Raw genomic sequence first — 21835 nt, forward strand, 5'->3', positions numbered from 1 at the left:
GTTTACAACTACGTGCTACTCGCATTCGAAGGATGGCAAAGAGACGGCCATCGCAAAAACGAGTACTACCAGCAACTCTGTTAATTGGCAGATAAGCTCGAGTTGCCGGCAGATTCACCAGCTCACAAGATCCTTGCCACCGCAAAAGATCCCACCACAGATCAGGCTAAGCTAGTAGCTAAAGTGCTGGGGAAAAGAGCATTATTGAGGCACTTTGAGTTGGGGTGAAGGTGCCGTACAATCTCTCCAAACATCTTATTTTTCTTTTGGAGTCAGCCACTTATACTCAATAAGAAATGGTATCACCCAAGCAGAACTCGACACCAAGATTGCATTTACAGTCAAGAATGCAATTATTTCCCAATCCCAAAACGAATTATAACCACGAAAATTTCGGATGTATGTTGAATAGATCAGAATTCCAATTATGATTCCAATATCTATGGCAGAAACTATCGTAATCTTTCTCTTAACACTTTTTATGTTGAGGTAGTAGACTGTTATGGATGCAAAGCAAAACCCAATGAATAACAAAAAAAGACCCATGTATGACGAAATTCCGCATAGCAAACCCCATAAAAATCCGAGAACAAAAAGGACTCCCGTGGTTTGTAGTTGTCTTATGAGCATCTCAAGTACCTGTATCCAATAGAGATTATATGCATCTCTAGCGTACCATAATTTTCAATCTGCTCAAAATAGTGCAATAAAAAACGCCAGCGGTCCTGGGGCATGAATCCTAGACCTGTGTGCTGGCGTGGGCCGAAGGTGAAAACCAACGGGGTGGTAAAAGCCCCACAGTTAATCAGTTCTGAAGCCGGCGAATCATCAACTGGTCAGCTTGCATGACGTTTCCTGGTTCAGTGACGACATAGATTTTGGTCTGCAACTTATCTTGCCTAGAGAGTATCTCGTCAAAGTCTTCTTGAGAAACTGTTTCCGTCGAGGTCCAAAGGCTCTGCTTCATCGGCAAAAAAGCAACAATCCAGTGACTCACTTTACCATCAACATCTTTGTAGCCTTCTTTGAATTGGATTGCCCTGAAGCTTGTTAATGAGGATGAACCATTTTCAAAAAAGCCCCCCAAAAGTATAGGCATACGAAGATTTTGAAGATAAGAAGGAGTTGGCTGACTCAGGATATCATCGTATACCCCATTCATTAAGTCGTCTGGGAATGTTTCAGATAACAAAACTCTCCAACTCATATTATGTTCAAGAGCAGAATCAAAGACCGAATTTCCCTTTATTTGCTCGTAGTTAAAAAAGTTTACAGATATATATTTAAGCTTGCCCCTGGCAGCCGAAATGAGTACTTCCCGGCGGGTTTCTCGAATTTCGGTGACAATAACAAAAGTAATGAAGAGTGTGAGAAACCCCAAAATGATGTATACTTTAAAACGCTTCATAAATAGTCCCATCTGGGTTGCACCCATAAGGCGATGCTCCTAACGTTGCCACTAGATAAGCCACCCTAATCAGGGCGGCATTGTTTATTGGGGAGGTGGGGCTTCTGAGTTGTCGTCTTTGCCATCTCGTCTTTCCTTGCACCATCCACGACAACACTGCCACTTCATGTACGGAACTTTGTCGCCATTCGCTGAGACAAACAGGACACGTTTTTTGCTTCTGCGGCGTTCGTACAATTCGCCGCATCGGCATCTGAAGTAACCGAACTCTCCTTCGTGTTGTTCTGGCTCAATGTCACCAAAGTCTGCAAGCAGTCCGCTCCTGCAATTCCCGCTTCTGCACGGCGGCAGGTACGGGATTCCATCTTTGACGACCCCCTCCAGCAGAGCAAACAGAGCAATCAGCCCATACAGGACAGCAAAGGCTATAGCGCAACCCGCAGGGAACCCTGCGAGATAGCCCAACAAGCCGAATCGTTCTCCACAAACCATGGTAAACACCAAACCTGCCAACAACACAGTCAGGACGAGAAGCAATTCAAATCCCGTTGCACCCGTGCGTTTATTCCTCCAACCGGGAGTTCCCATATGGGTTGAGCCTGGGACCGATCCATAATCGTCATTGATAAAGGCGAAAATAATCATCAATTAACCAGCCTACCAAATCTATCCTCGTGTTCAACCATCAAGTGTAAAAGCGAATCTCTTAACGGGGAATTAATACTAATAAAAAAGCCGTCCAGAATAGGACGGTTTTGTGCGATATTTCTCTAAACGTCGGTATTTTCACTTAGAAAAATAAGATCGAACAATCGATTCCAAGGCACTCACGCTATGAAATCGAAATTTTCAGATATGCTCGTAATTGTACAACGGATTGCATTTCCATTTGATCTTTTGTATTGTCAGCGACATTCGTTATCTTAGTATTAGTAGCTGATCATTGAATGAGCCACTGACATCGGCCGCCCATCGGTAACTCAAGGCGGACACCAGGATGAAAACGACGATTCGCGTTTTCCAAGCCAGCCCAAGTTTATGTCGAGTCGTGTTAAACAGATTATCAAGAATCGCACTTGAAAGAGTATCAATGATATATAGTTACAAAAGTCGGAAACAGTTGGAGCGACGAAGCGGATTCACATTGATTGAACTTCTCGTCGTCATCGCGATTATCGGAATCCTTGTCGCACTGATTTTACCTGCGGTTCAACAGGCACGCGGAGCCGCGAGACGGGCTCAGTGCAAAAATCATCTGAAGCAATTAGGGTTGGCATTACACAATTTTGCGTCGACGTACGACGGCGACTTTCCACTGATTGGAATTCACGCCGGTGACCCAGGTGAGTATCGCTCGTGGGCGATCACGCTGCTGCCGTACCTCGAACAGAAAAACATTTATGAATCCTTGAAGCAAGACCCGGCATTCGATTTGAGCAACGTCACAATCCCTGTTTACACGTGTCCCGATGACGGCTCGGCATCAGGTATGCCGGGCGAATTGACATATGTGGTCAATTTTGGCTACACGGGACGCAGTTCGATCAACTCGGCCCCAATCGGAGTCGGATTCATTCAAAAACCTAGTTTTGTTCATCCCAGTGTCCCGTTTAGTGTCATCGCGACAAATCGCCATAATACGGAGACGGCCGATGGCGGATGGGTGACTGGAATGTTCTGGTCTGACAAGCATGTGAACCTCTCGCATGTCAACGTTGGTGATGGTACCTCAAACACGGTTGCGATGACAGAAAATATTTACGCTGGTAGTTTTGCGCACAATGTGATCTATTCCGGCAGCAGTCTCCCAGTTTCCGGGAGTCCCGGCTTGTGCAATGTCGCGTTCGGTATTGGTGACGACGGCATCCAGCTGCAAGGTGAATCTTCTGCCGGTAACGACACGGCATTTCCAACCTCGCTACAAATCATCTCAACCAATCTTGAACGCTATGGAATCAACGCGGCTGTTTCGCATTCCGCTGGCGGATCGCACGGTTTAATGCCAGCCCCCAATTCAAGGCACACCGGCGGTGTGAACATGCTGTGGGTCGATGGCCGGGTGACTTTCGTTAGTGAGAACATTAACCAGGAAGTTTATGCGATGTCACTGACCTGGAATGGTGCTAGCCAGGGCGAAGGACATTCCAGGGAATATTGATCCACCTCTTTGCTTTCCATAGATCAAGATCAATCACACGTTGAACCAGTTTTATCAAACAGACTTTTTCAACACGCCCAATGCTCAAAAGCATTGAAAATCGCGAAACTATGGTCGTAAAAAACAGCCGGGGAGGAGAAGTATACCACCGGCTGTTTATGTGTAAGACACCAATAAGCAATTAGTGTCAGGGATTCGATTTCAAAGCAACTTTAAGGCACCGTTTCAGCTGCCTTGATTGCCTGCTTCGTAAAATCTTTATCGACATAAAATTCTTAAAACATTGCACATAAAACCAGTGCTGGAAAAGACTGTAAAGTTTACCCAAGTTGTCGCTGGCTCTACGTGCATTTGCTGTAGAGTAGTAATATCTCAGTTCTCAAATTCTTCAGTTGACGATTACGTGTGACCCGCTGTAGGTGGTCACAATTGAACGCTTTGATTCTTCATAGCCTTTCGGCTATACGGGCCTCGCTAAATCCACGGAGAATTTAACTGTCTCATTATAAGCGTGGATTCATGCGAGTACTCAATCCAAGAAGGGAGAAAGAGGACGAGTGAGTTTCCTGACATTAAGTTGTTGACAGGTAGTAACCCTGGGAATATCTAACCATTCCATCATTTTGTTTGCTGATGGAGTTAAAGGGGTTCGAAAAGTCTTAGCAAGCATCTTTCCCTGCAAGCAGAATTTCGGCAACTCTTTTCCATGGGTTTGATTCTTTTAGAGTGAGAGATGAATCACTTATGGATGATCGGGCCCAGGCTGCTGATGAACTCAAATAACTGGCGATATCTTCATGTTCCCATCCTGTTGAATGGTGTATATCCGCCGGTTCAAATAACTCATTCGTGTCTTCGACTTGTTTATCAAAAGAGAGCGCTTCCAGGAATTCAATAAAAGAAACTTCGTCAAACACCATTCCCTGTAAGTATTCTAAATGTCGCGATCCATGCATATTCAGTAACCACTTTATCTATTTTCAAAGAAATATATCACTGGAAACATCAAAGCGGTTTAGTATACGAAATGAGCACACGTGTCAAGTGGTGATTAAATGCAGGCTACTGACTATGTCTATATGCTTGTTGAGAAACAACATAATTTTATTTGACCAGAGCCTGACTTTATGTTCCAAGTAGGATCCTCTAAATCAATTTCCAACCTTTGCGGTATTCGCGGCGGATATATTGATCGGATTCAGGAGCATTCGTCGCGCGCATGGCTTGGGTGTCCCAGTGTAGTTTTTTGCCTGTGCGATAAGCTACATTACCAAGATGGTTAGCTTCTGTTAACAGACCTGCGTACTCGAAGTTGCACGTAGTAGGTTCGCCTGTTTTGCTGGCGTGAATCCACTCGGCATGATGTCCCAATGACTTGGGAATCGAAGGTGCTGGAGGAGTGAAGTCAGCGAATTCGTTTTCTGGCAGTAAAACATGTTTTCGGTAATCAGAAAGTAACATGCCTTTCTCACCGACAAACAGCACGCCGTTGCCCCACTGAGGAATTTTCTTTTCCAGCCACAGCTTCGGTTTATTCGTACCTTGATACCAGCCGACCGTCACAGGGGGTAAATCGCCGCGTTGTCCGTATTCATAAACTGCCTGCATCGATGCTGGTGCGATTTCTTTTTGAATTGGAGGCCCTTTCGCTTCGATGGTAAGCGGGTGATCGAGTTTTAAAGCCCAGAAGGGTAAATCGATCCAATGGCTGCCTAAGTCAGACATTGTTCCATTTCCAAAATCCCACCAACGGTACCATTTTGGTCCCGGGAAATAAATGTTGTTAAAGGGACGTTCTGGTGCGGGGCCCAGCCAGAGATCCCAGTCAACTCCTTTGGGCACAGGATCAGAATGACTCGGACGTTTAGGGGAATACACGATGTCTTTGGCAGCTTTCGCTTCTGTTTCTGAAGGATGCCAGCCCCAGGCACGGGAAACCCACACATGTGCTTCCTGTACGGGACCAATGGCCCCTGATTGAACGAGTTCGACCACTCGGCGGTAATTATCACCCGCATGAATTTGTGTGCCCATCTGCGTCGCGACATTGGCTTTCCGGGCTGCTTCTCGAATCACGCGGGCTTCCCACACACTGTGTGTCAAAGGTTTTTCACAATAGACATGTTTTTTGAATTGAAGAGCAGGTAGCGTGGCGAATGCATGAGTATGTTCGCAAGTACTAACGACAACCGCATCAAATTTATCAGGATGGTCGTAGACTTTACGGAAGTCCTTGAATTTTTCTGCCTTGGGATGGCTCTGCCCAGCGCGGAACAGGTTCTGTTCGTTAACATCACAGAGCACGGTAATATTTTCAGAAGAGACAGATCTCAAATTACTGCCGCCACGGCCTCCGGAACCGATTATGGCGATATTCAGTTTTTCATTTAGGTTCCTGCCACGAACAAAGGCAGGAGCACCGAAGCCAATCGCGGCAGCAGAGGCGGAAGCAGCCAAAAATTTTCTGCGGTTCAAAGAAGAATGAGTCTTGTCTGTTTTATTGGTTTTGTCTTGCACAGTGCGCCTCCGCTCCTGAAGAAGAATTAAGTTGCATCAAGTCATGATTCTACATTATCAACTATGGCAAGATTGGAAGGGCTTGGCAAGACAAAATGCATGACTCCTGCAAAATCTTAGCTGATCCTAGGTTGCTTTAATCGTTAGATGCACTAAAACATTGAGCGCAAAGCTCCACATGACTATCATTGTCGGGAAGATAATGAGAATGGCATTCGCTACAGACAGATAACTGTCCTGGATACTCTTCAAGCAGATTTAGATAATCTAAAATCTGGCTTTCAATTTCAACCACGCCGATGATTCCCTGGCTGAGATAAATGACTTCATTGAGTAATGCCGCTGCCTCAGAGGGATAGGCCATCTGTTGCTGGTCTGGCTGTCTGCTTCCACGTGAGAGTTGTTTTGTCTGTGAGTTCGTAATGACCGACCAGAGATGTCCGGCGCGCCAGTGACCATCACTGTTTTGTTGTAGATACACTTCAACTCGATTTGTCTCTGGTGGCGTCAGAGGAATGCGGACGAGTTGAATTGGCCCATCTGAGTCACTAGCCTGTGATGTGCGTTGATTTTCCTGGATCGTGTGAGAGGGAGAAGCTTCAATTGTAGATTCTGATTCCGATTCCATCTTTTGTGAAAGTTTTTCTTCCTGTGGATAAACAGCGAATGTGTCTGTCTTAGAACGAATCGATTTGCATAACTGATGAATTAGTTGTGATTGTTGTTGAATAAACGCTTTTCTTTGACGTTTCATTTTTTTCTTTTTATGGTGCAGTTTTTTTAGAGAGTGTTCTGTCTGGTTTAATTGTGGAAATAATCGAGTTAACTGTTGAGTAATGTCTGTAATTGAATGACAGTGGTCACCTTCCTGCGAATTCGAGATACTTTCGTTTGTGAAATCGAGGGATTCGCCATGGTGCCAATGACTATAAGCTTTTCTCCAGAGGTGCCAGGCAGTGGTGTCAAATAGATAGGGATTATTAGTAATAGGGATTTCAGCTTCATAGGCATTGATGGCTTGTTCGACAATGAATTCTTGAGGTTCAGCGGACACTTCTCCACTCATTTCAAGCAATTCATTTTCCATAAACTCCGGCAGACTGGCGAACTCGGCTTGGTAAGTTCCGTCCGCATCTACACCCTTATTAATCCAGTCTTGCAGTTGGCGCTGTTGATTTATGGATAGTTGCGCCACACGGTCTTGACTGAATTCGATGCCCCATTCGGCGAGTTGGCCACTGATGGTTCGGTGTGTATTGGAATTAAGTTTCGATTGTTCTGTTTGATTTTGCATGGACGTAAAACCCTTGTGAATTTGAAGTAATATGTAAGAGATTTGACTTATAAACGCTGGACATCAACACTGTGATTGACTGCGAACGGTGTAAGTTGCATTTCCCCGCATGCAGTGCTTTAAACAGAGCTGGGCTCCTTCGGTCAAAATAGTAACTGGCAGATAATCGCCGAGAATTTCAATCGAAACTTCATCGGGGAGCAGTGACTCTGGTTTCTGGACAGACATTGATCCAAAAGAAGCATGAATTACGTCTTTTGTGGTTGTACTTTCCAACTCCATTAGAGCTTGCTGTTCTACAAGTTTCAGATCTTTCCAGGCTTCTTCCGCCATAGAGAAAGGAACTTGAGATTTAATTGTTGAGATATATAGCGATTCAAGCGATTCAATGGTTTGCCGCCAACCTGTGATGGCCGCTTCAAAAGATTGAGCCATGGAAAGACAGACTTCTGCCTCTTCTAGGTCGCCGTTTAATTTTTCTAGTTTTGATTTCTCCTGATTTATTTTTTTATTTAAACTACTGATTTCATTTTCCTTGTCGCGCACACTCTCATTGCAATGGGCGATGTCTGTCATCGCTTCGTCAGAAGTGAGTCCTTCATACTCGTCCTCAATTGTTAATAAATTGCAATAGCTGCCTTTTAATACTTTCGGAAAATCGAGCTGCGACATCTCAGAAGGACGTTTCAGTTCCGAAGTACCTTCCAACTTCTTGGAAAATGGTAAAACATGTTGCTTTCCATTGCTTTCAGGTATGTGATCCATTTCTGGTGTTTCCGATTTTGATGAGTCAATATTTGTATTACATTTTCAAATTGAGAGCACATGAGACTTCGTGAATTCCCTTTTATGTATCTTTGCGTATTTCTCCCATCGTATCGGGAGCGATCACTTCCAGTGTCACGCTTCTGTCTTGTGCGTTGACACAGCCGACGTAGATGTCGCCTAAACAAGCCGCTTCACCGGGGGTGAGTGTAAGAAGCTGAGTAATGGGCTCCGTAATCAAAGTGATGCCTCTCGAAAGATAATGATCCCGCTTGATCCAGCCCTTACGTTCCAATGCTCTTAGATGACACATGACGCCATTTGAAGATCGGATTCCGAACTGTTCGCCTATTTCCCGTACTGTGGGAGAAAGGCGTTGCTCGATAATTTCCTGCTTAATGAACGAGTAGATCGCCTCTTGTTTTTCTGTCAAAATTTGTCTGGTTGGTGTTTCTGTTGTTTTCATTTCTTTTGTCTCCGTAAAGTTGTGACTGATGTGCGTTACGTGGGAATTATAACGGTGAAAACGTGCTCTCTTTTTTTCAGAAGTGGTCTTAAAACAGTGAAAAGAGGAACGCCGCCGTATACCGACAGTTGACGATTTTTGGTGACAGGTTCCGCTGATTCGCTCCAGGAAAAGATGTAAAAATTTTCTTTTTTTGGTGTGCGACAATCAGATCTCAACACGACATGGAAAAACTCAATGATTGTGTGCTGATCGAACTGTTCTTGTAGAATCAAGAAATGAAGCTTTTGAATTTCATAGGCCAAACTTCAGGTCAGGAAATCGTGAAATCTGTGATTTGCCGTTTGTGAACTTTATTTACTTTGTTTACAATGTAAGATTCTCAGGTTCCGACGGCTTATTTGCTGTGGTCATACGAACTGTTTCTTCCTTCCTGTAAAGGTACTTGCCGTGAATCACCAATCGCCTCGCATATCCTCTTTAGGCTGCTCGATTATCTGTCTACTTTTATGTATTTCTCATGTTGGGTTTGCCCAAGCAGAAAATTTGCCGCGTGTTCCCAAAGGCTTCAGCATCGAGCGCGTGACTGATAGTGATCTGACCAAATATCCCATGATGGCTGGATTTGATGATCGAGGTCGCTTATTCATTGCCGAAAGTTCAGGAGAAAACACACGCGCTCCTCAACTGATGAAGGAGCCCAAAAGTTTTATCCGCATGTTGGAAGATCAAGATGGAGATGGTCGGTTTGATAAAAGCACTATTTTTGCAGACAAGATGACGCTTCCGATGGGGGCGTTGTGGCATGATGGTTCTTTGTATGTTGCGAGTCCTCCTAATATCTGGCGCTTAACTGATCACGATGATGATGGTGTGGCTGATGAACGGAAAATTATCGTTGATCACTTTGGGTTTTCCGGAAATGCGGCCAGCATTCATGGTTGCTTTCGTGGACCAGAGGGGCGCCTTTACTGGTCTGATGGGCGACATGGTCACGAATTTAAAGACAAATCAGGAAAAGTGACTAGCAAGGGTCTGGCGGCTCGGATTTTCTCATGTAAGCCCGATGGTTCGGACATTGAAGTTTTCTGTGGTGGCGGCATGGATAACCCGGTCGAAATTGATTTCACACCGGAAGGAGAAATGATTGGCTCGGTGAATATCTTAATGACGCGGCCGCGCGTAGATTGTCTGGTTCACTGGATGGAAGGGGGCGTGTACCCACACTTCGAAGATTGTGTCGCGGAATTTAAACGAACTGGCGATTTACTGGGGCCGATTACACGCTTTGGCCATGTTGCTGTCTCTGGTATGTTGTGTTATCGGTCCTCACAGTTTGGTTCCGGGTACCAAGGCAATATTTTTACGACCATTTTCAATACACACAAAGTGATTCGTTCTCAATTAGTGCGCAACGGTGCGACATTTGAAACCAAGGAAGAAGATTTCCTGGTTTCAGAGAATCCCGATTTTCATCCCACCGATGTAATTGAAGACGCCGATGGTAGTTTGCTTGTGATTGATACCGGCGGGTGGTTTCGGATTGGATGCCCACAGTCTCAAATTTCGAAGCCGGAGATTCATGGTGCCATTTATCGGATTCGCAAAACAGATACGCCGACGTTATCAGATCCGTATGGTTTAGCCTTGGACTGGAAAGGGCTCTCTCCAAATCGTTTAATACAGCTTTTGAATGATTCCCGTCCTGTTGTTCAACAAAAAGCGATTCATGAGTTAGCCAAAGCAGGTGATCTTGCGGTGCCTTTGCTTGGCAAAGTCGTTGCTGCTCCCTCCGGTTCATTTTACAACGATACCAGTAAACGAAACGCAGTCTGGACACTTTCACGCATCGCTAGTAAAAAAGCGCGCACAGCAATTCAGGGGGGACTCAATTCTTCTGAGACAGTGCAAATGACAGCCGCGCGGTGCTTAGGGACACTACGCGACACGAATTCCATTGCACAATTATCGCGAATTGTTAAAGAAGGGAAGCCCCCCGCGCAACGTACTGCGGCGACTGCTTTAGGTCGCATCTGTGAAACTGGTCGAAGTGGCTCCATTTCAGAACGTGAATTACAAACTGTAGTAGAAGCACTGTTTCATGCAATGAAAACAGGGGCTTCCGATCGTACATTGGAGCACGCATTGATTTTCGCCATGATTCGCATCGACCAGCGTGATCTGATGTTGGCGGGTTTGAACGATTCCAGTCCTGCCGTGCGCCGGGCTGCTTTGGTTGCTTTAGATCAGATGGATTCAGGGAATCTGACGCGTGAATTAGTGACACCTTTATTAGATACGGATGATCCCGCACTCCAGAAAGAAGCGTTGACGATTATCGGTGAACACGACGGTTGGGCCGGTGAAACGCTCACATTATTAAAAACATGGTTGAATGAAGAGAGTCTGAGTGAAGAACGGGCCGCCGTGCTGAGAGGTTTTTTGATTGCCCAGTCGTCTGACCCAAATGTTCAAGCATTGATTGCGCAGGCATTGACCAGTGACAAAACTTCGCAGTCAGCGAAGAATATTTTATTAGAAGTGATTCAACGTTCTTCTTTGAAAGAATTTCCTGTTGTCTGGCGAACCGCGTTAGAACAGACTTTGAAAAAATCGAACCCTGAATTACAAATTCTAGTCGTTCGAATTGCCCAGACTCATGATTTGCCTGATTTGAATGAATTATTAAAATTACTGGCTCTGGATAAGAAGCAGCCCGCCAACTTGCGGATTGAATCCTTATCGGCCATCGGTTCGGAATTAAAAGAAGTCGATCAAGAAACATTTGATTTTTTGATGTCGCGGATGAATGAAGAGTATCCACCACTGAATCGCTTGTCGGCAGCGCGGGCACTCGCGGGATTACCACACTCGGAAGATCAACTGATCCAGTTATCCAAAGAGTTAGATGCACCAGGGCCTCTCGCTTTACCAGTGTTGTTGAGAGCATATTCAAAAAGTAACGATTCACAAGTAGGGCACGCTTTAATCAAAGGTCTCAATCGTTCCTCTGCAGCGACAAATTTATCTGCTGATGAGTTAGCGGGATTATTGAAAAAGTATCCTGAATCCGTCCAGAAAGCCGCGACACCGTTGTTGAAAAAGTTGGGAGTTGACTTGGCACAACAGAAAGCACACTTGGAATCACTCAAGCCATTATTAACCGAAGGTCGGTTTGAAGAGGGAAAAAAGATTTTCTTTGGTAAGAAAGCGGCCTGTTCAGGCTGTCATGCTGTAGAGAATTTGGGAGGTAAAGTGGGACCCGATTTGACGCGCATTGGCGCGATTCGCACGGGGACCGATTTATTGGAAGCCATCGCATTACCGAGTGCCAGTTTTGCCCGTGGGTATCGATCCTATCTGGTAGTAACGGATGCGGGAAAAATCTACACTGGCGTAATTAGCCGTGAATCGACAGACACGGTTTACCTGAGAACAGCCGATTTATCAGAAGTGCGCATCGCCCGAGATGAGATCGAGGTGATGAAAGAATCACCTACGTCCATCATGCCGAAGGGTCTTGAGCAACGATTGACTCCTCAGGAAATCCGGGATTTGCTTGCTTACCTTCAACACCGTAAGTAAAGTAGAGTGAGAGGATCATTCTGTATTTCACTCACCGAGTTAAGGGTTGCGCTATGCTTGCTGCTCACAATGTTTTACGTACTACGTTTATTTTCTTATTATCGGTCGCGTTCTTTTTACCATCTTTTGAAACTCAGGCTGCAGAAAAAAAACAGCGTCCTAATATCCTGTTTGCGATAGCCGACGACTGGGGTTGGCCTCATGCGGGTGCCTATGGTGATCCTGTTGTCAAAACACCGACCTTTGATCGTCTGGCACGGGAAGGCGTTTTGTTTCAGCATGCTTATATTTCATCCCCTTCCTGTACTCCCTCACGGGGGGCAATCCTGACGGGTAAATATCATTGGCAGTTGGAAGCGGGAGCGAATCTGCATTGCATTTTTCCGGACAAGTTTCAAACGTATCCTGAAGTTTTAAACGAGCACGGTTATAGCGTTGGACATACAGGAAAAGCCTGGGGGCCGGGGCGAACGGAAACTCGCGGCAGAGAAATTGCAGGGAAACGGTTTAAAAGCTTTCAAGACTTTCTGAAACAACAAGAAGAGGGAACTCCTTTTTGCTTCTGGTTAGGCAGTAGTGATCCTCATCGCCCTTATGAACTCGGTTCGGGAGCAAAAAGCGGGATGGATCTTTCCAAGATCAAGTTACCGGCCTGTTTTCCTGATGCACCTGAAGTTCGCAGTGATGTGGCCGACTATTATTGGGAAGTACAACGCTTTGACAAACTGGTGGGAGATGCACTTGCATTGTTAGAGCAAAAAGGCGAACTGGATAACACAATCATTTTTATGACCGGCGATCACGGTATGCCTTTCCCTCGTAGTAAAAGTTGCCTCTATGATACCGGAGCAAGGGTTCCTCTGGCCGCCCGTTGGCCTGCTAAAATTCAAGCGGGACGGAATGTGACTGATTTTGTCAGCCTGATTGATCTGGCTCCTACTTTTTTTGAGGCTGCTGGAGTTGCTATTCCTGCTGACATCACGGGTCGCAGTTTGACGAATGTTCTATCAGACTCAAAATCGGGCCGAGTGGATACCAGTCGAGGACAGATTTATTTTGGAAAAGAACGGCATGTACCTTCGCAGGAAGCTCCCGATATGGGCGGTTATCCCTGTCGGGCGATTCGCACAGATGATTTTCTCTATATCCATAATTATCGACCCGATCGCTGGCCCGCCGGAACGCCGCATTACCAAAAGGCGGCGTTCCCGGGAACCTGGTATGGTGATTGTGACAATGGGCCGACTAAGACGTACATGATTAAGAACAAAGATAAAGATGAGAACCACCGCCGACTCTATGAACTATCCTTTGGCAAATTACCCGCTGAAGAATTATATGACCTGAGGAGTGACCCTGATCAATTGAAGAATGTTGCTCAGGGAGCCATGTATCAAACCATTAAACGGCAGCTTGCTGAAAAATTGCAAAAGCAGCTCGTAGCCACACATGATCCGCGCGCGATGGGGCAGGGGGCTGAACTGGAAAAGCATCCCTATTTAGGTGGTGGTCCTAAACATCCGAGCCTGGAAGTTAAAAGAAAAAAACGAGCCAAGAAGAAGCAGTAAAATTAAACTCGCTATGTTTCGTCTTGAAGCCATGATTGCAATTTAAATTGTATTGAACTCAACTCTTTTGACTTAGTTGTAATATGAAGAGCAGTACCACCAGCAGAGCGGAATGCGTTACAGTTTTCTTCCGTGTCATCCAGCAACAAGGCGTTTTGAAAGTCAAGTGACCTTTTATGCAACCAATCTCCAAAAAAACGCATCGGTTTTTCTCTTTTGAGGACCCCCAGCTTACTAGAGCAGAGCACGTCATCGAATAGTTTGACCGTTGACGCGAATGTCGGAAGTACCTCTTTAAAAACAGGGTTTAATTCGTGGGGACTCGTTCTTCGGCACTTAACGCGTTGAATCTGCTCAAAGAAGCAATCCATATTATCAGTTGCGAGTACTATCAAGGCTCCATTTTGTGCTTCCTGTAGAATCTTGTGCATACGCACATCTGAATGCATCAGTCGGCAATCATCGACGAGCTTACGAGCTAAGTAATCGGAGTGAAATCGCTTATCTAGTACGATTTCCATTGAATCAATAACTTCGTTTGCCTTGACATTACCCCGCATCCAATCGTGGATGAGCCCCTCATTTTGTGTAAATAAACATTTGACAGCATCAGATAGTTGTTGGTGAAGGGGATGTTGTGGATTTTGTAGAATCGAAATCCAAAACGGATCACGTGACAGAACACCATGCCAATCGACAAAGATCACCTTGTTCCACAGCGGCAACAAACGATGACTCAATATATTGTCTCCTGTCTTTCGCTCTGTTATTAATCCAGGTTTTTGGGCTTCTGGTTGGGTGGCACATCTGTTTGGGCCGACTGGTAGAGTTGCTCGATGAATTCGTCGCTCATGCCTGTTTGCTTGCGTCCTTCACGGTTAAACGTATCTCCTACGGAAAGGGCAGCACGTACCGGCCAGTGCAGGTGTTGTTCGTAGGTTTCCCAGTCCGAGAGATGATCGGGTTTCAATTGACGTAGCCAATGCAGGCCGAAAGCGACGTGTTGAATTTCGTCGTGATAGACCACCTTCATTAATGCGGCACTGCGCTGGTCTCCTGCCTCGAGAAAGTATTGTTCGAATTCGAGTGTATGATCGAGATTACGTCCTTCAAACGTGAGGGGCAGTCCTGCTAAATAGTCAAGAATACTTTCGTAGCTAAGCGCTTTTTTCCAGATATAACAATTCACAGGCAAGCTGCCGAACTCCAGTCCCAGTACAGAAGCGCGCTCTTTATGCATGCGGGTATGGCGTTGTTCGTCAGCCATGATTTTACACATCCCCAGACGAAACTCGGCTGGAGCATCAGGGAACGCACACAAAATATATGCCATCACTTCCAAGGCTTGCAGTTCATGATTCGCCATAATATGATGCGCGAGTGCCCGTTTTTCCTGCTCGACAAACGCAGATGGTTTTGGCATGGCAGGCGCGGTGCGGGGAGCTGCAAACTGTAAATTTGCAGGACGCGTTGGTTCTTTAATCTGCAAGGGTTTGCCCGGTTGTTGGTCTGTGAATATTTCTGTGGCCGCAGTCAGTTTTTCTTCGAGTGACTCGCTGAGTAGTATTCGTTCGGCAAATTTACGAATTTCCATAATGGTTTTGGTTCGCTAATGGGGATTACTGTGTGCTCGAAAGAGAGCAACGCAGCCAATGACTTCGAGTTCTACATCAGTATAACGACTTGAAAGCTGAGATTGTAACGCATCCAGATTATCAGAGACATTGCTGAAGATCTGCTTTTGATTGTAAACGTGCATTAAACGTTTGGCGACGAAGCTCCTGGGCACTCCCGCTTGTAATATAGTAGAGCCAGATATCGTAGCTCCCGGATTCAACCAGGGGGCAAGATGATCAAACAGTGTGGCTTTGGTTTCGAGATTTCCGGGTAGACAATGCAGGAGGTAGTTCAGACTGACCGAATCAAATTTCTGTGATTGCTCTGGTAGCGGTTGTAAAATATCGGCTTGATACACTTCGGGTGTATAACGGCTCGCTCGTTTGGCCGTCACTTCCAGACTGTTCGCGTTTAAATCGAGTAAGCCAAGTCTGACTTCAGTAGCGGGAAAAGTGCAATGCTCCAGATAAAAGCCGGTTCCGACACCCACATCCAGATGATTGGCGGTGAGACTCTGATTCATCCAATGTAAGATTTTTTTTGTTCTACATTTCCAGATCAAGGAGTTAGAAATACCAAGTACCCAGAAATCGTAAAAAGATAAAATTTTTTTTGAGTAAACGGCTTGGCCCGCGATACTTTTGTCAGAGGCAGTGTTCATTTTGATGGCAAATTATTTTTGGTTGTTTTTTCAGAGACTGATTAGCTTGTGGCTCTCACCAGGAATCCTCCTGGCAATCGTTTGACAACCTTTCGCATTTCCAGAATCGTAAGTGTGGAAAGGATGCGTGAGGAGTCCAGATGGCTTGATTGTACAATATCGTTTAAATGCTGTGGCTCAAGAGTGACAAGATTTAAGATGTTTTGTTCAAAATCACTCAATGACAGTTCACGGGGAGTATGAATTTCTCGGTGTTGTGTTGTGACTACGGGCGCCATCAGAGGACCGAGCCCTTCCAGAATATCTTCGATATCGCGCACGAGCATTGCTCCATCGCGAATCAGATCATGGCAGCCTGCACTCGCAGGGTGGTCAATGCGACCAGGAACTGCAAACACATCACGACCTTGTTCATAAGCATGTCGTGCGGTGTGAAGTGCGCCGCTTTTACGACCTGCTTCAATGAGAACAACACCCATTGAGAGACCGCTAATGATGCGATTGCGTTGTGGAAACAGACCGGCAACCGGAGCCTGATCGAGGGGGAACTCCGTAACCAGTGCGCCCTGGTTGGCAACTTCCTCTGATAATTCCTGATGTTCAGGAGGGTAAATATGGGAGAGCCCGGTTGCCATCACGGCGATTGTTCGCCCACCAGCTTTGAGGGCACCCCTGTGCGCGGCCTGGTCGATTCCTCGCGCAAGTCCACTCACAACGGTGATGCCGGCACGTGCCAGCGCGCCTGCGAGTTTTTCAGCCTGTTGTAATCCATAAGTCGTACACTTTCGAGATCCGACAATGGCAACGGCTAACTCGTCTTCTGGTAGCAGGGTCCCGTTACAGTACAGCAGCGATGGTGGGTCGGGCATTTCTCTTAACAGAGAAGGATAATTCTGTGTTTCTTCAGTGAGGATCTGAAATTCCGATTCTCGACAGCGTTTTAGTTCCTCCTCGGCACTTGATTTGGCAGAACGATAGATGATGGCGTTTGCCAGTTTGATTCCGATACCGGGTACATTGAGAAGCTCCTGCCGAGGCGCATTCAAGATGCGGGAGGCCGAACCAAATTGTTCCAATAAAGCATGCCGAATGCGCGGACCAACCCCCTGAATCAGATTCAGTTGAATCTGTTCGAGAAGTCTTTGATCCGATTCTGGGAGCCTTTCATCCATCTTCACAAGTACCTCTGAGCACAAAATTAAATTTGTAATTCACGAACGTACATGTTCTCATAATAGTTGTGAAAAAACAACTAAGATCGATACCAATCTCAGTGATGCTGGTGCTCACGCTTGACAGCAACCGTGTTCAGGCTCTAAACACGAAACACAACACCTAAAACTCTGCAAAGGTCAAGCATATGCTGGACAAGTTATTTTTTATTTTCGCCTGCATCATCATCCCCGTTCTCTGGGGAGTGATCGTCAATTGGATTTTTAACCAATGGCGTGATCGCTCTGATGATCGATCAGATGATGATTACATTTTCCCCGACTATCAAATCTGAGGCGAATTGAGTATGGGCTTCGGATTGATCGATTTTTTTGCGATTTCTTTAGCGGGAGGCCTGATTGGTTTCCTGGCTGGAATGTTTGGTGTCGGTGGCGGATTTCTATTAGTTCCCATCTTACATATTGTATTGGGCATTCCCATGGAATTAGCAGTGGGTGCCAGTGCCTGTCAAGTCTTGGGGCCGGCGACTACTTCGTTACTGGCACGAAAAATACGATTCCGTGACTTATTTTTCCCATTGGTGATTACTGGCGGATTGCTGTTTGGCGTCATCGCGGGAACAGGAATTCTGGAACATGCGAAAGAGTTGGCCCCAATCGGTGTCAATGGAAAGACAATTCGCATGGCCGATTTAGTTGTATTAGTTGCGTATTTTGTGATGCTGCTGGGGCTGGGAATCATTTCTTTGAAAAGTGCCCGTCGTTCTGATGACGAGCTTTCTGGAGCGCTTTTGAAAAAGTACTTTCAGATTCCTCCCCTGGCACAATTTCCAGGATTATTTGACGGAAGACTTTCGATTCCCCTCATTGCCTGGTTTGGACTCGGACTGGGTTTGGTTTCGGGGTTATTAGGGATTAGTGGTGGGATCCTGTTGATGCCGACATTGATTTTCGGGTTTGGGATTCCCACACATCGTGCGATCTCCTGTAGCCTGGTGATTGTGTGGATTGTGGCATTTCAATCGACGATTGCGCATGCCTTGCATGGGAATATCAGCATCATCATCGTAATCGCGTTACTTGTGGGGGGGACTGTCGGGGCACGCTTAGGCTCTGATTTGAATGCTCGACTCAAAGGCTTGCAGTTAAGACGACAGTTTGGCTGGTTATTACTGTCAGTGGCTTTTATGATTGGGGCGCGTCTGGTCTTTCTGTTGGCTGGATGAAAAACATAATAACAGGGAGAATATTCAATGGCTGATAAATCAATTTTGTTTCTCACAGGTGATTTTGTAGAGGACTATGAAATCATGGTTCCTTTTCAAGCACTACAGATGGTCGGTTATCAAGTTGACGTAGTTTGTCCTGATAAAAAAGCAGGAGAAATCATTCGGACGGCGGTTCATGATTTCGAAGGCGATCAGACCTATACTGAAAAACCGGGACACAATTTTGCATTGAACGCTTCATTTGCTGAGATCAATCCCGATGATTATGCAGCACTTTTGATTCCCGGTGGCAGGGCTCCTGAATATATTCGTCTCAATGAACGTGTTTTGGAGATCACACGTCATTTTTCAGAAACCGGTAAACCGATTGCCGCCATTTGTCACGGTTTACAACTCCTGGCGGCTGCAGGTGCTCTTAAAGGCAAAAGTTGTACGGCGTATCCTGCCTGCTCATCAGAAGTGAATCTTTCAGGGGGAACTTATGTGGAGACCTCCATTGATGGTGTTCACACCGATGGGAATTTAGTAACAGCACCGGCATGGCCTGCGCACCCGCAGTGGTTAGCTGCCTTTTTAGATGTACTGGGAACCAAAATCGAACTTTAGTTTTTGATGATCCAAATACGAGGAAATACTGATGTCTTGTTGTCCTTTCAACTGGTCTATGATCGGGGCGGTTCTGGCAGGATTGGCTGTGATTCTGGGAGCATTTGCTGCTCATGGAATCGACGGTTATTTCGCCGAGAAATATGATGGTCAGGTAAAGTCCATCGCCGGGAGCGAAGTTCCAGCGGCTCAGAAGTATCTGAAAGATTTTAAAACTGGTGCAGAATACCAAATGTATCATGCATTGGCTTTGATTCTGGTCGGTTTTGCGGGACTCACTTCGCAGAAGAAAAAATTATTGAACTGTGCTGGCTGGTGTTTTCTCCTGGGGATCATTTTTTTCTCAGGTAGTCTTTACGTTTTAACTCTGAGCGGTCAAACTTTCTGGGGAGCGATTGCTCCGATTGGCGGTACACTTTTCATTGTTGGTTGGTTTACGTTTGCGGCAGGAATCTGTTGTTGTGGCAGTGATTCCAACTCTGAAGTTCTCAGCGCGCCCGAAACTCCTTCCTCAACGTGATCCCAGCTATGCTGGTTTTTATTTAATCAACTGATTCTCAGGAATCAGCCCCACCTTATTTCAGGAATGATTTACTCATGCTGATTTTTGATGCACACCTCGATATGGCCTGGAACGCTTGCGAATGGAATCGGAACCTGGAATTACCAGTCAGTGAAATTCGCAAGTTCGAAAGGCAGTTTGAAAATATTATTCCTGGAGAAGCCACTGTTTCCTGGCATGCGTTGAGAAAAGGGGGAGTGGGGGTCACCATTTCTACTCTGCTACCGCGGCTACATCGTAAAGATGCAGCTTTGACCCATTATCAGTCAAGAGAAGCCTCCTATGGTGTGGCGATGGGACAATTGGCCTATTACCGGGCGTTGACAGAAGCAGGTGTATTAAGAGAAATTCCTGACAGTAACACTTTACAGAGCCACGTTGCGGAATGGGAAACAAACGAAGCCGAAGCACGTGCGGAAGGGAGTAAAATTCCGATCGGTTTTATTTTGAGTATGGAAGGCTCACCGCCGATTCTGTCTCCTGAGCAGATTGAACATTGGTTTGATGCGGGGCTGCGAATCCTGGGGCCCGCGCATTATGGTCCGGCGCCTTATTGCTATGGAACGGGCAGTGAAGGAGGGCTCAAAGAACAAGGACCGGCTTTATTGAAAGAGATGGATCGGGTTGGGATGCTTTTAGATGTCACTCATTTGGCAGATCAATCTTTCTGGGAAGCATTGGAGATTTATCAAGGTCCTGTTCTCGCCAGCCACCACAATTGTCGGGCTCTCGTCGATGCAGACCGTCAGTTGACTGATGAGCAAATCAAAGCACTCATTGAACGCGGCGCAGTCATTGGTTGTGCCTTTGATAACTGGATGATCAAGCCCGGTTGGACGATAGGTGTTTCTGATCCAGCGACGACCTCTGTAGAAGATATCGCCAATCATACCGATCACATCTGTCAGCTCGCCGGGAATGCGAAACATTGTGGTTTGGGAACAGACCTTGATGGCGGCTTTGGTAAGGAACAAACGCCTCACGATTTAGATACTATTGCCGATCTGGAAATGTACGCAGGGATTCTGGAGAAACGTGGTTATCGCCAGGAAGACATCAAAGGCATTATGTCCCAGAATTTTATTGACTTCTTTCTGAAAGCGCTGCCAGCATAATCAAAGTATGATCTAATTATAAATTGTCAAGTCAAAAACGCTGTATCCCCATATAAAACAAGGGGATACAGCGTTTTTGTGTTTTTGACCGAATTCTTTTTGAAAATGTTTCAAGAATTGAACAGGCTGTGCGAATAACTCTGTGTGACGTGGCCGATCGGTTTGGCCTACGGTTCCGAATCGAACATTTGTGAGGGAGTTTGGACAATGGCTTTTTTCTGTAAAAAATTTGTAATAGGTGCGGCAGTGTTGGCCACTCTGGGTACCTTCCTGTTTGGCCGTGATGTCGTGAGCTATGTGAAAACAGCTGGCACCTCCGTACGCGAAGCGGTCAAAGCGGAAGTTCCCGTTGATTTTGAAGTTGAGCGGGCACGAAAAATGGTAGAGGATCTGGTTCCCGATATCCGTCGATGTATGCATGTGATTGCAGAGCAGCAGGTTGATGTGGAAACGCTGCAAGGTGAAATCCAAGAAGCGGAATTGGCGATGAAACAACAAAAGGAAGCGATGTTTACACTACGATCTGATTTGGAGTCGAATGATACCGAATTTGTGTATGCAAGTCGAACCTACTCCAAAGATGAGATCCGCAACGATCTGGCGCAGCGTTTTGATCGTTTCAAAATTGCTTCTGACACAGTCAAACGCAATGCGCAGATTTTAAGAGCACGCGAAAAGGCCTTGGATGCCAACCGTGAAAAGCTGGAAAACATGCTTTCTGCCAAGATGGATATGGAAGTGCAAATCGAACAACTGGAGGCACGCTTAAAATCAGTACAAGCCGCTGAGACTGTGAGTAATCTGGAAATTGATAGTTCACAGTTAACACGAGCCAAGAGTTTGATTCGTGACTTGAACAAACAGCTCGATGTCAAAGAAAAACTGCTTGATGCAGAAGGAAAATTTTCTGGCTTGATTCCCGTTGATACTAAAACAAAGGAAAAGCGGGATGTGGTTAAGCAGATGGATGAGTACTTCAAATTGAACGTCGGCGATCGAGTTGCGATTCAGCTGAAATAGTAGTTCAAGTATAAAAAGGATGCATTGGCGCGAGTGGTGGCAGGTAGTTTTTGTTCTCGAGCGAAACTGCCTGCCCCATGCCAATTTTGTCA

The 21835-nt window shown here is 45.8% G+C and carries 20 protein-coding genes; 9 read left to right on the top strand and 11 right to left on the bottom strand.

Annotated elements, in window-relative coordinates; all coding sequences use genetic code 11:
* Positions 1–805: 805 nt before the first annotated feature.
* Together V144x_RS00910 and V144x_RS00915 are read right to left on the bottom strand one after the other, a co-directional pair.
* Positions 806–1435: a hypothetical protein gene (locus V144x_RS00910; protein ID WP_144980006.1), complete on the bottom strand. Its 630-nt coding sequence runs from the start codon at positions 1433–1435 to the stop codon at positions 806–808.
* A gap of 57 nt (positions 1436–1492) precedes the next feature.
* The gene (locus V144x_RS00915) at positions 1493–2053 is read right to left on the bottom strand and encodes a hypothetical protein (protein WP_144980009.1); all 561 of its coding nucleotides are present in this window, start codon (positions 2051–2053) and stop codon (positions 1493–1495) included.
* A 445-nt stretch (positions 2054–2498) separates the two neighbouring features.
* Between V144x_RS00915 and V144x_RS00920 the strand changes: the two genes are divergently transcribed.
* Positions 2499–3566, top strand: a complete 1068-nt coding sequence (locus V144x_RS00920; protein ID WP_315852408.1) for a DUF1559 family PulG-like putative transporter — start codon at positions 2499–2501, stop codon at positions 3564–3566.
* Between the two features lie 659 nt (positions 3567–4225).
* Here the strand turns inward: V144x_RS00920 and V144x_RS00925 are convergent.
* The 5 genes from V144x_RS00925 to V144x_RS00945 all read right to left on the bottom strand — a co-directional run bounded on the left by V144x_RS00925 (position 4226) and on the right by V144x_RS00945 (position 8608).
* A complete protein-coding gene (locus V144x_RS00925; protein ID WP_144980015.1) occupies positions 4226–4522 on the bottom strand; it encodes a DUF7660 family protein in 297 nt (98 codons plus the stop codon).
* A 190-nt stretch (positions 4523–4712) separates the two neighbouring features.
* On the bottom strand, positions 4713–6083 hold the full coding sequence (locus tag V144x_RS00930) for a Gfo/Idh/MocA family protein (RefSeq protein WP_144980018.1): 1371 nt from the start codon (positions 6081–6083) through the stop codon (positions 4713–4715).
* Between the two features lie 136 nt (positions 6084–6219).
* Positions 6220–7377, bottom strand: a complete 1158-nt coding sequence (locus V144x_RS00935; protein ID WP_144980020.1) for a hypothetical protein — start codon at positions 7375–7377, stop codon at positions 6220–6222.
* A 63-nt stretch (positions 7378–7440) separates the two neighbouring features.
* Positions 7441–8142, bottom strand: a complete 702-nt coding sequence (locus V144x_RS00940; protein WP_144980023.1) for a glycosyltransferase — start codon at positions 8140–8142, stop codon at positions 7441–7443.
* An 82-nt stretch (positions 8143–8224) separates the two neighbouring features.
* Complete coding sequence (locus V144x_RS00945; RefSeq protein ID WP_144980026.1) at positions 8225–8608, bottom strand: LexA family protein; 384 nt, start codon at positions 8606–8608, stop codon at positions 8225–8227.
* A gap of 450 nt (positions 8609–9058) precedes the next feature.
* Here V144x_RS00945 and V144x_RS00950 point away from each other — a divergent pair, with 450 nt between their 5' ends.
* Together V144x_RS00950 and V144x_RS00955 are read left to right on the top strand one after the other, a co-directional pair.
* Positions 9059–12193 carry a PVC-type heme-binding CxxCH protein gene (locus V144x_RS00950; RefSeq protein WP_144980029.1) on the top strand — a complete coding sequence of 1045 codons (3135 nt, stop codon included), beginning with the start codon at positions 9059–9061 and terminating at the stop codon, positions 12191–12193.
* 53 nt (positions 12194–12246) lie between these two features.
* Positions 12247–13761 carry a sulfatase family protein gene (locus V144x_RS00955; protein WP_144980032.1) on the top strand — a complete coding sequence of 505 codons (1515 nt, stop codon included), beginning with the start codon at positions 12247–12249 and terminating at the stop codon, positions 13759–13761.
* A gap of 11 nt (positions 13762–13772) precedes the next feature.
* Here the strand turns inward: V144x_RS00955 and V144x_RS00960 are convergent, their stop codons facing one another.
* The 4 genes from V144x_RS00960 to dprA all read right to left on the bottom strand — a co-directional run bounded on the left by V144x_RS00960 (position 13773) and on the right by dprA (position 17211).
* Positions 13773–14501, bottom strand: a complete 729-nt coding sequence (locus V144x_RS00960; RefSeq protein WP_144980035.1) for an HAD family hydrolase — start codon at positions 14499–14501, stop codon at positions 13773–13775.
* 29 nt (positions 14502–14530) lie between these two features.
* Positions 14531–15355 carry a ferritin-like domain-containing protein gene (locus V144x_RS00965; RefSeq protein WP_144980038.1) on the bottom strand — a complete coding sequence of 275 codons (825 nt, stop codon included), beginning with the start codon at positions 15353–15355 and terminating at the stop codon, positions 14531–14533.
* A gap of 15 nt (positions 15356–15370) precedes the next feature.
* Positions 15371–15901 (bottom strand): class I SAM-dependent methyltransferase, encoded by a 531-nt coding sequence (locus tag V144x_RS00970; protein ID WP_232102674.1) that lies wholly within the window; start codon positions 15899–15901, stop codon positions 15371–15373.
* 179 nt (positions 15902–16080) lie between these two features.
* Complete coding sequence (dprA, locus tag V144x_RS00975) at positions 16081–17211, bottom strand: DNA-processing protein DprA (protein WP_144980044.1); 1131 nt, start codon at positions 17209–17211, stop codon at positions 16081–16083.
* Between the two features lie 188 nt (positions 17212–17399).
* On the opposite strand from dprA, the gene V144x_RS28240 reads away from it, so the two are divergent.
* From V144x_RS28240 to V144x_RS01000, 6 genes are all read left to right on the top strand, one after another.
* On the top strand, positions 17400–17546 hold the full coding sequence (locus V144x_RS28240; protein WP_197993153.1) for a hypothetical protein: 147 nt from the start codon (positions 17400–17402) through the stop codon (positions 17544–17546).
* Positions 17547–17558: 12 nt separating this feature from the next.
* Complete coding sequence (locus tag V144x_RS00980) at positions 17559–18437, top strand: sulfite exporter TauE/SafE family protein (RefSeq protein ID WP_144980047.1); 879 nt, start codon at positions 17559–17561, stop codon at positions 18435–18437.
* Positions 18438–18464: 27 nt separating this feature from the next.
* Complete coding sequence (locus V144x_RS00985; RefSeq protein ID WP_144980050.1) at positions 18465–19046, top strand: DJ-1/PfpI family protein; 582 nt, start codon at positions 18465–18467, stop codon at positions 19044–19046.
* A gap of 31 nt (positions 19047–19077) precedes the next feature.
* Positions 19078–19566, top strand: a complete 489-nt coding sequence (locus V144x_RS00990) for a DUF423 domain-containing protein (protein ID WP_144980053.1) — start codon at positions 19078–19080, stop codon at positions 19564–19566.
* Positions 19567–19643: 77 nt separating this feature from the next.
* Positions 19644–20723: a dipeptidase gene (locus tag V144x_RS00995; RefSeq protein WP_144980056.1), complete on the top strand. Its 1080-nt coding sequence runs from the start codon at positions 19644–19646 to the stop codon at positions 20721–20723.
* A gap of 207 nt (positions 20724–20930) precedes the next feature.
* On the top strand, positions 20931–21743 hold the full coding sequence (locus V144x_RS01000) for a hypothetical protein (RefSeq protein WP_144980059.1): 813 nt from the start codon (positions 20931–20933) through the stop codon (positions 21741–21743).
* Positions 21744–21835: the final 92 nt, after the last annotated feature.

This window comes from Gimesia aquarii (assembly GCF_007748195.1).
Classification (GTDB): domain Bacteria; phylum Planctomycetota; class Planctomycetia; order Planctomycetales; family Planctomycetaceae; genus Gimesia; species Gimesia aquarii.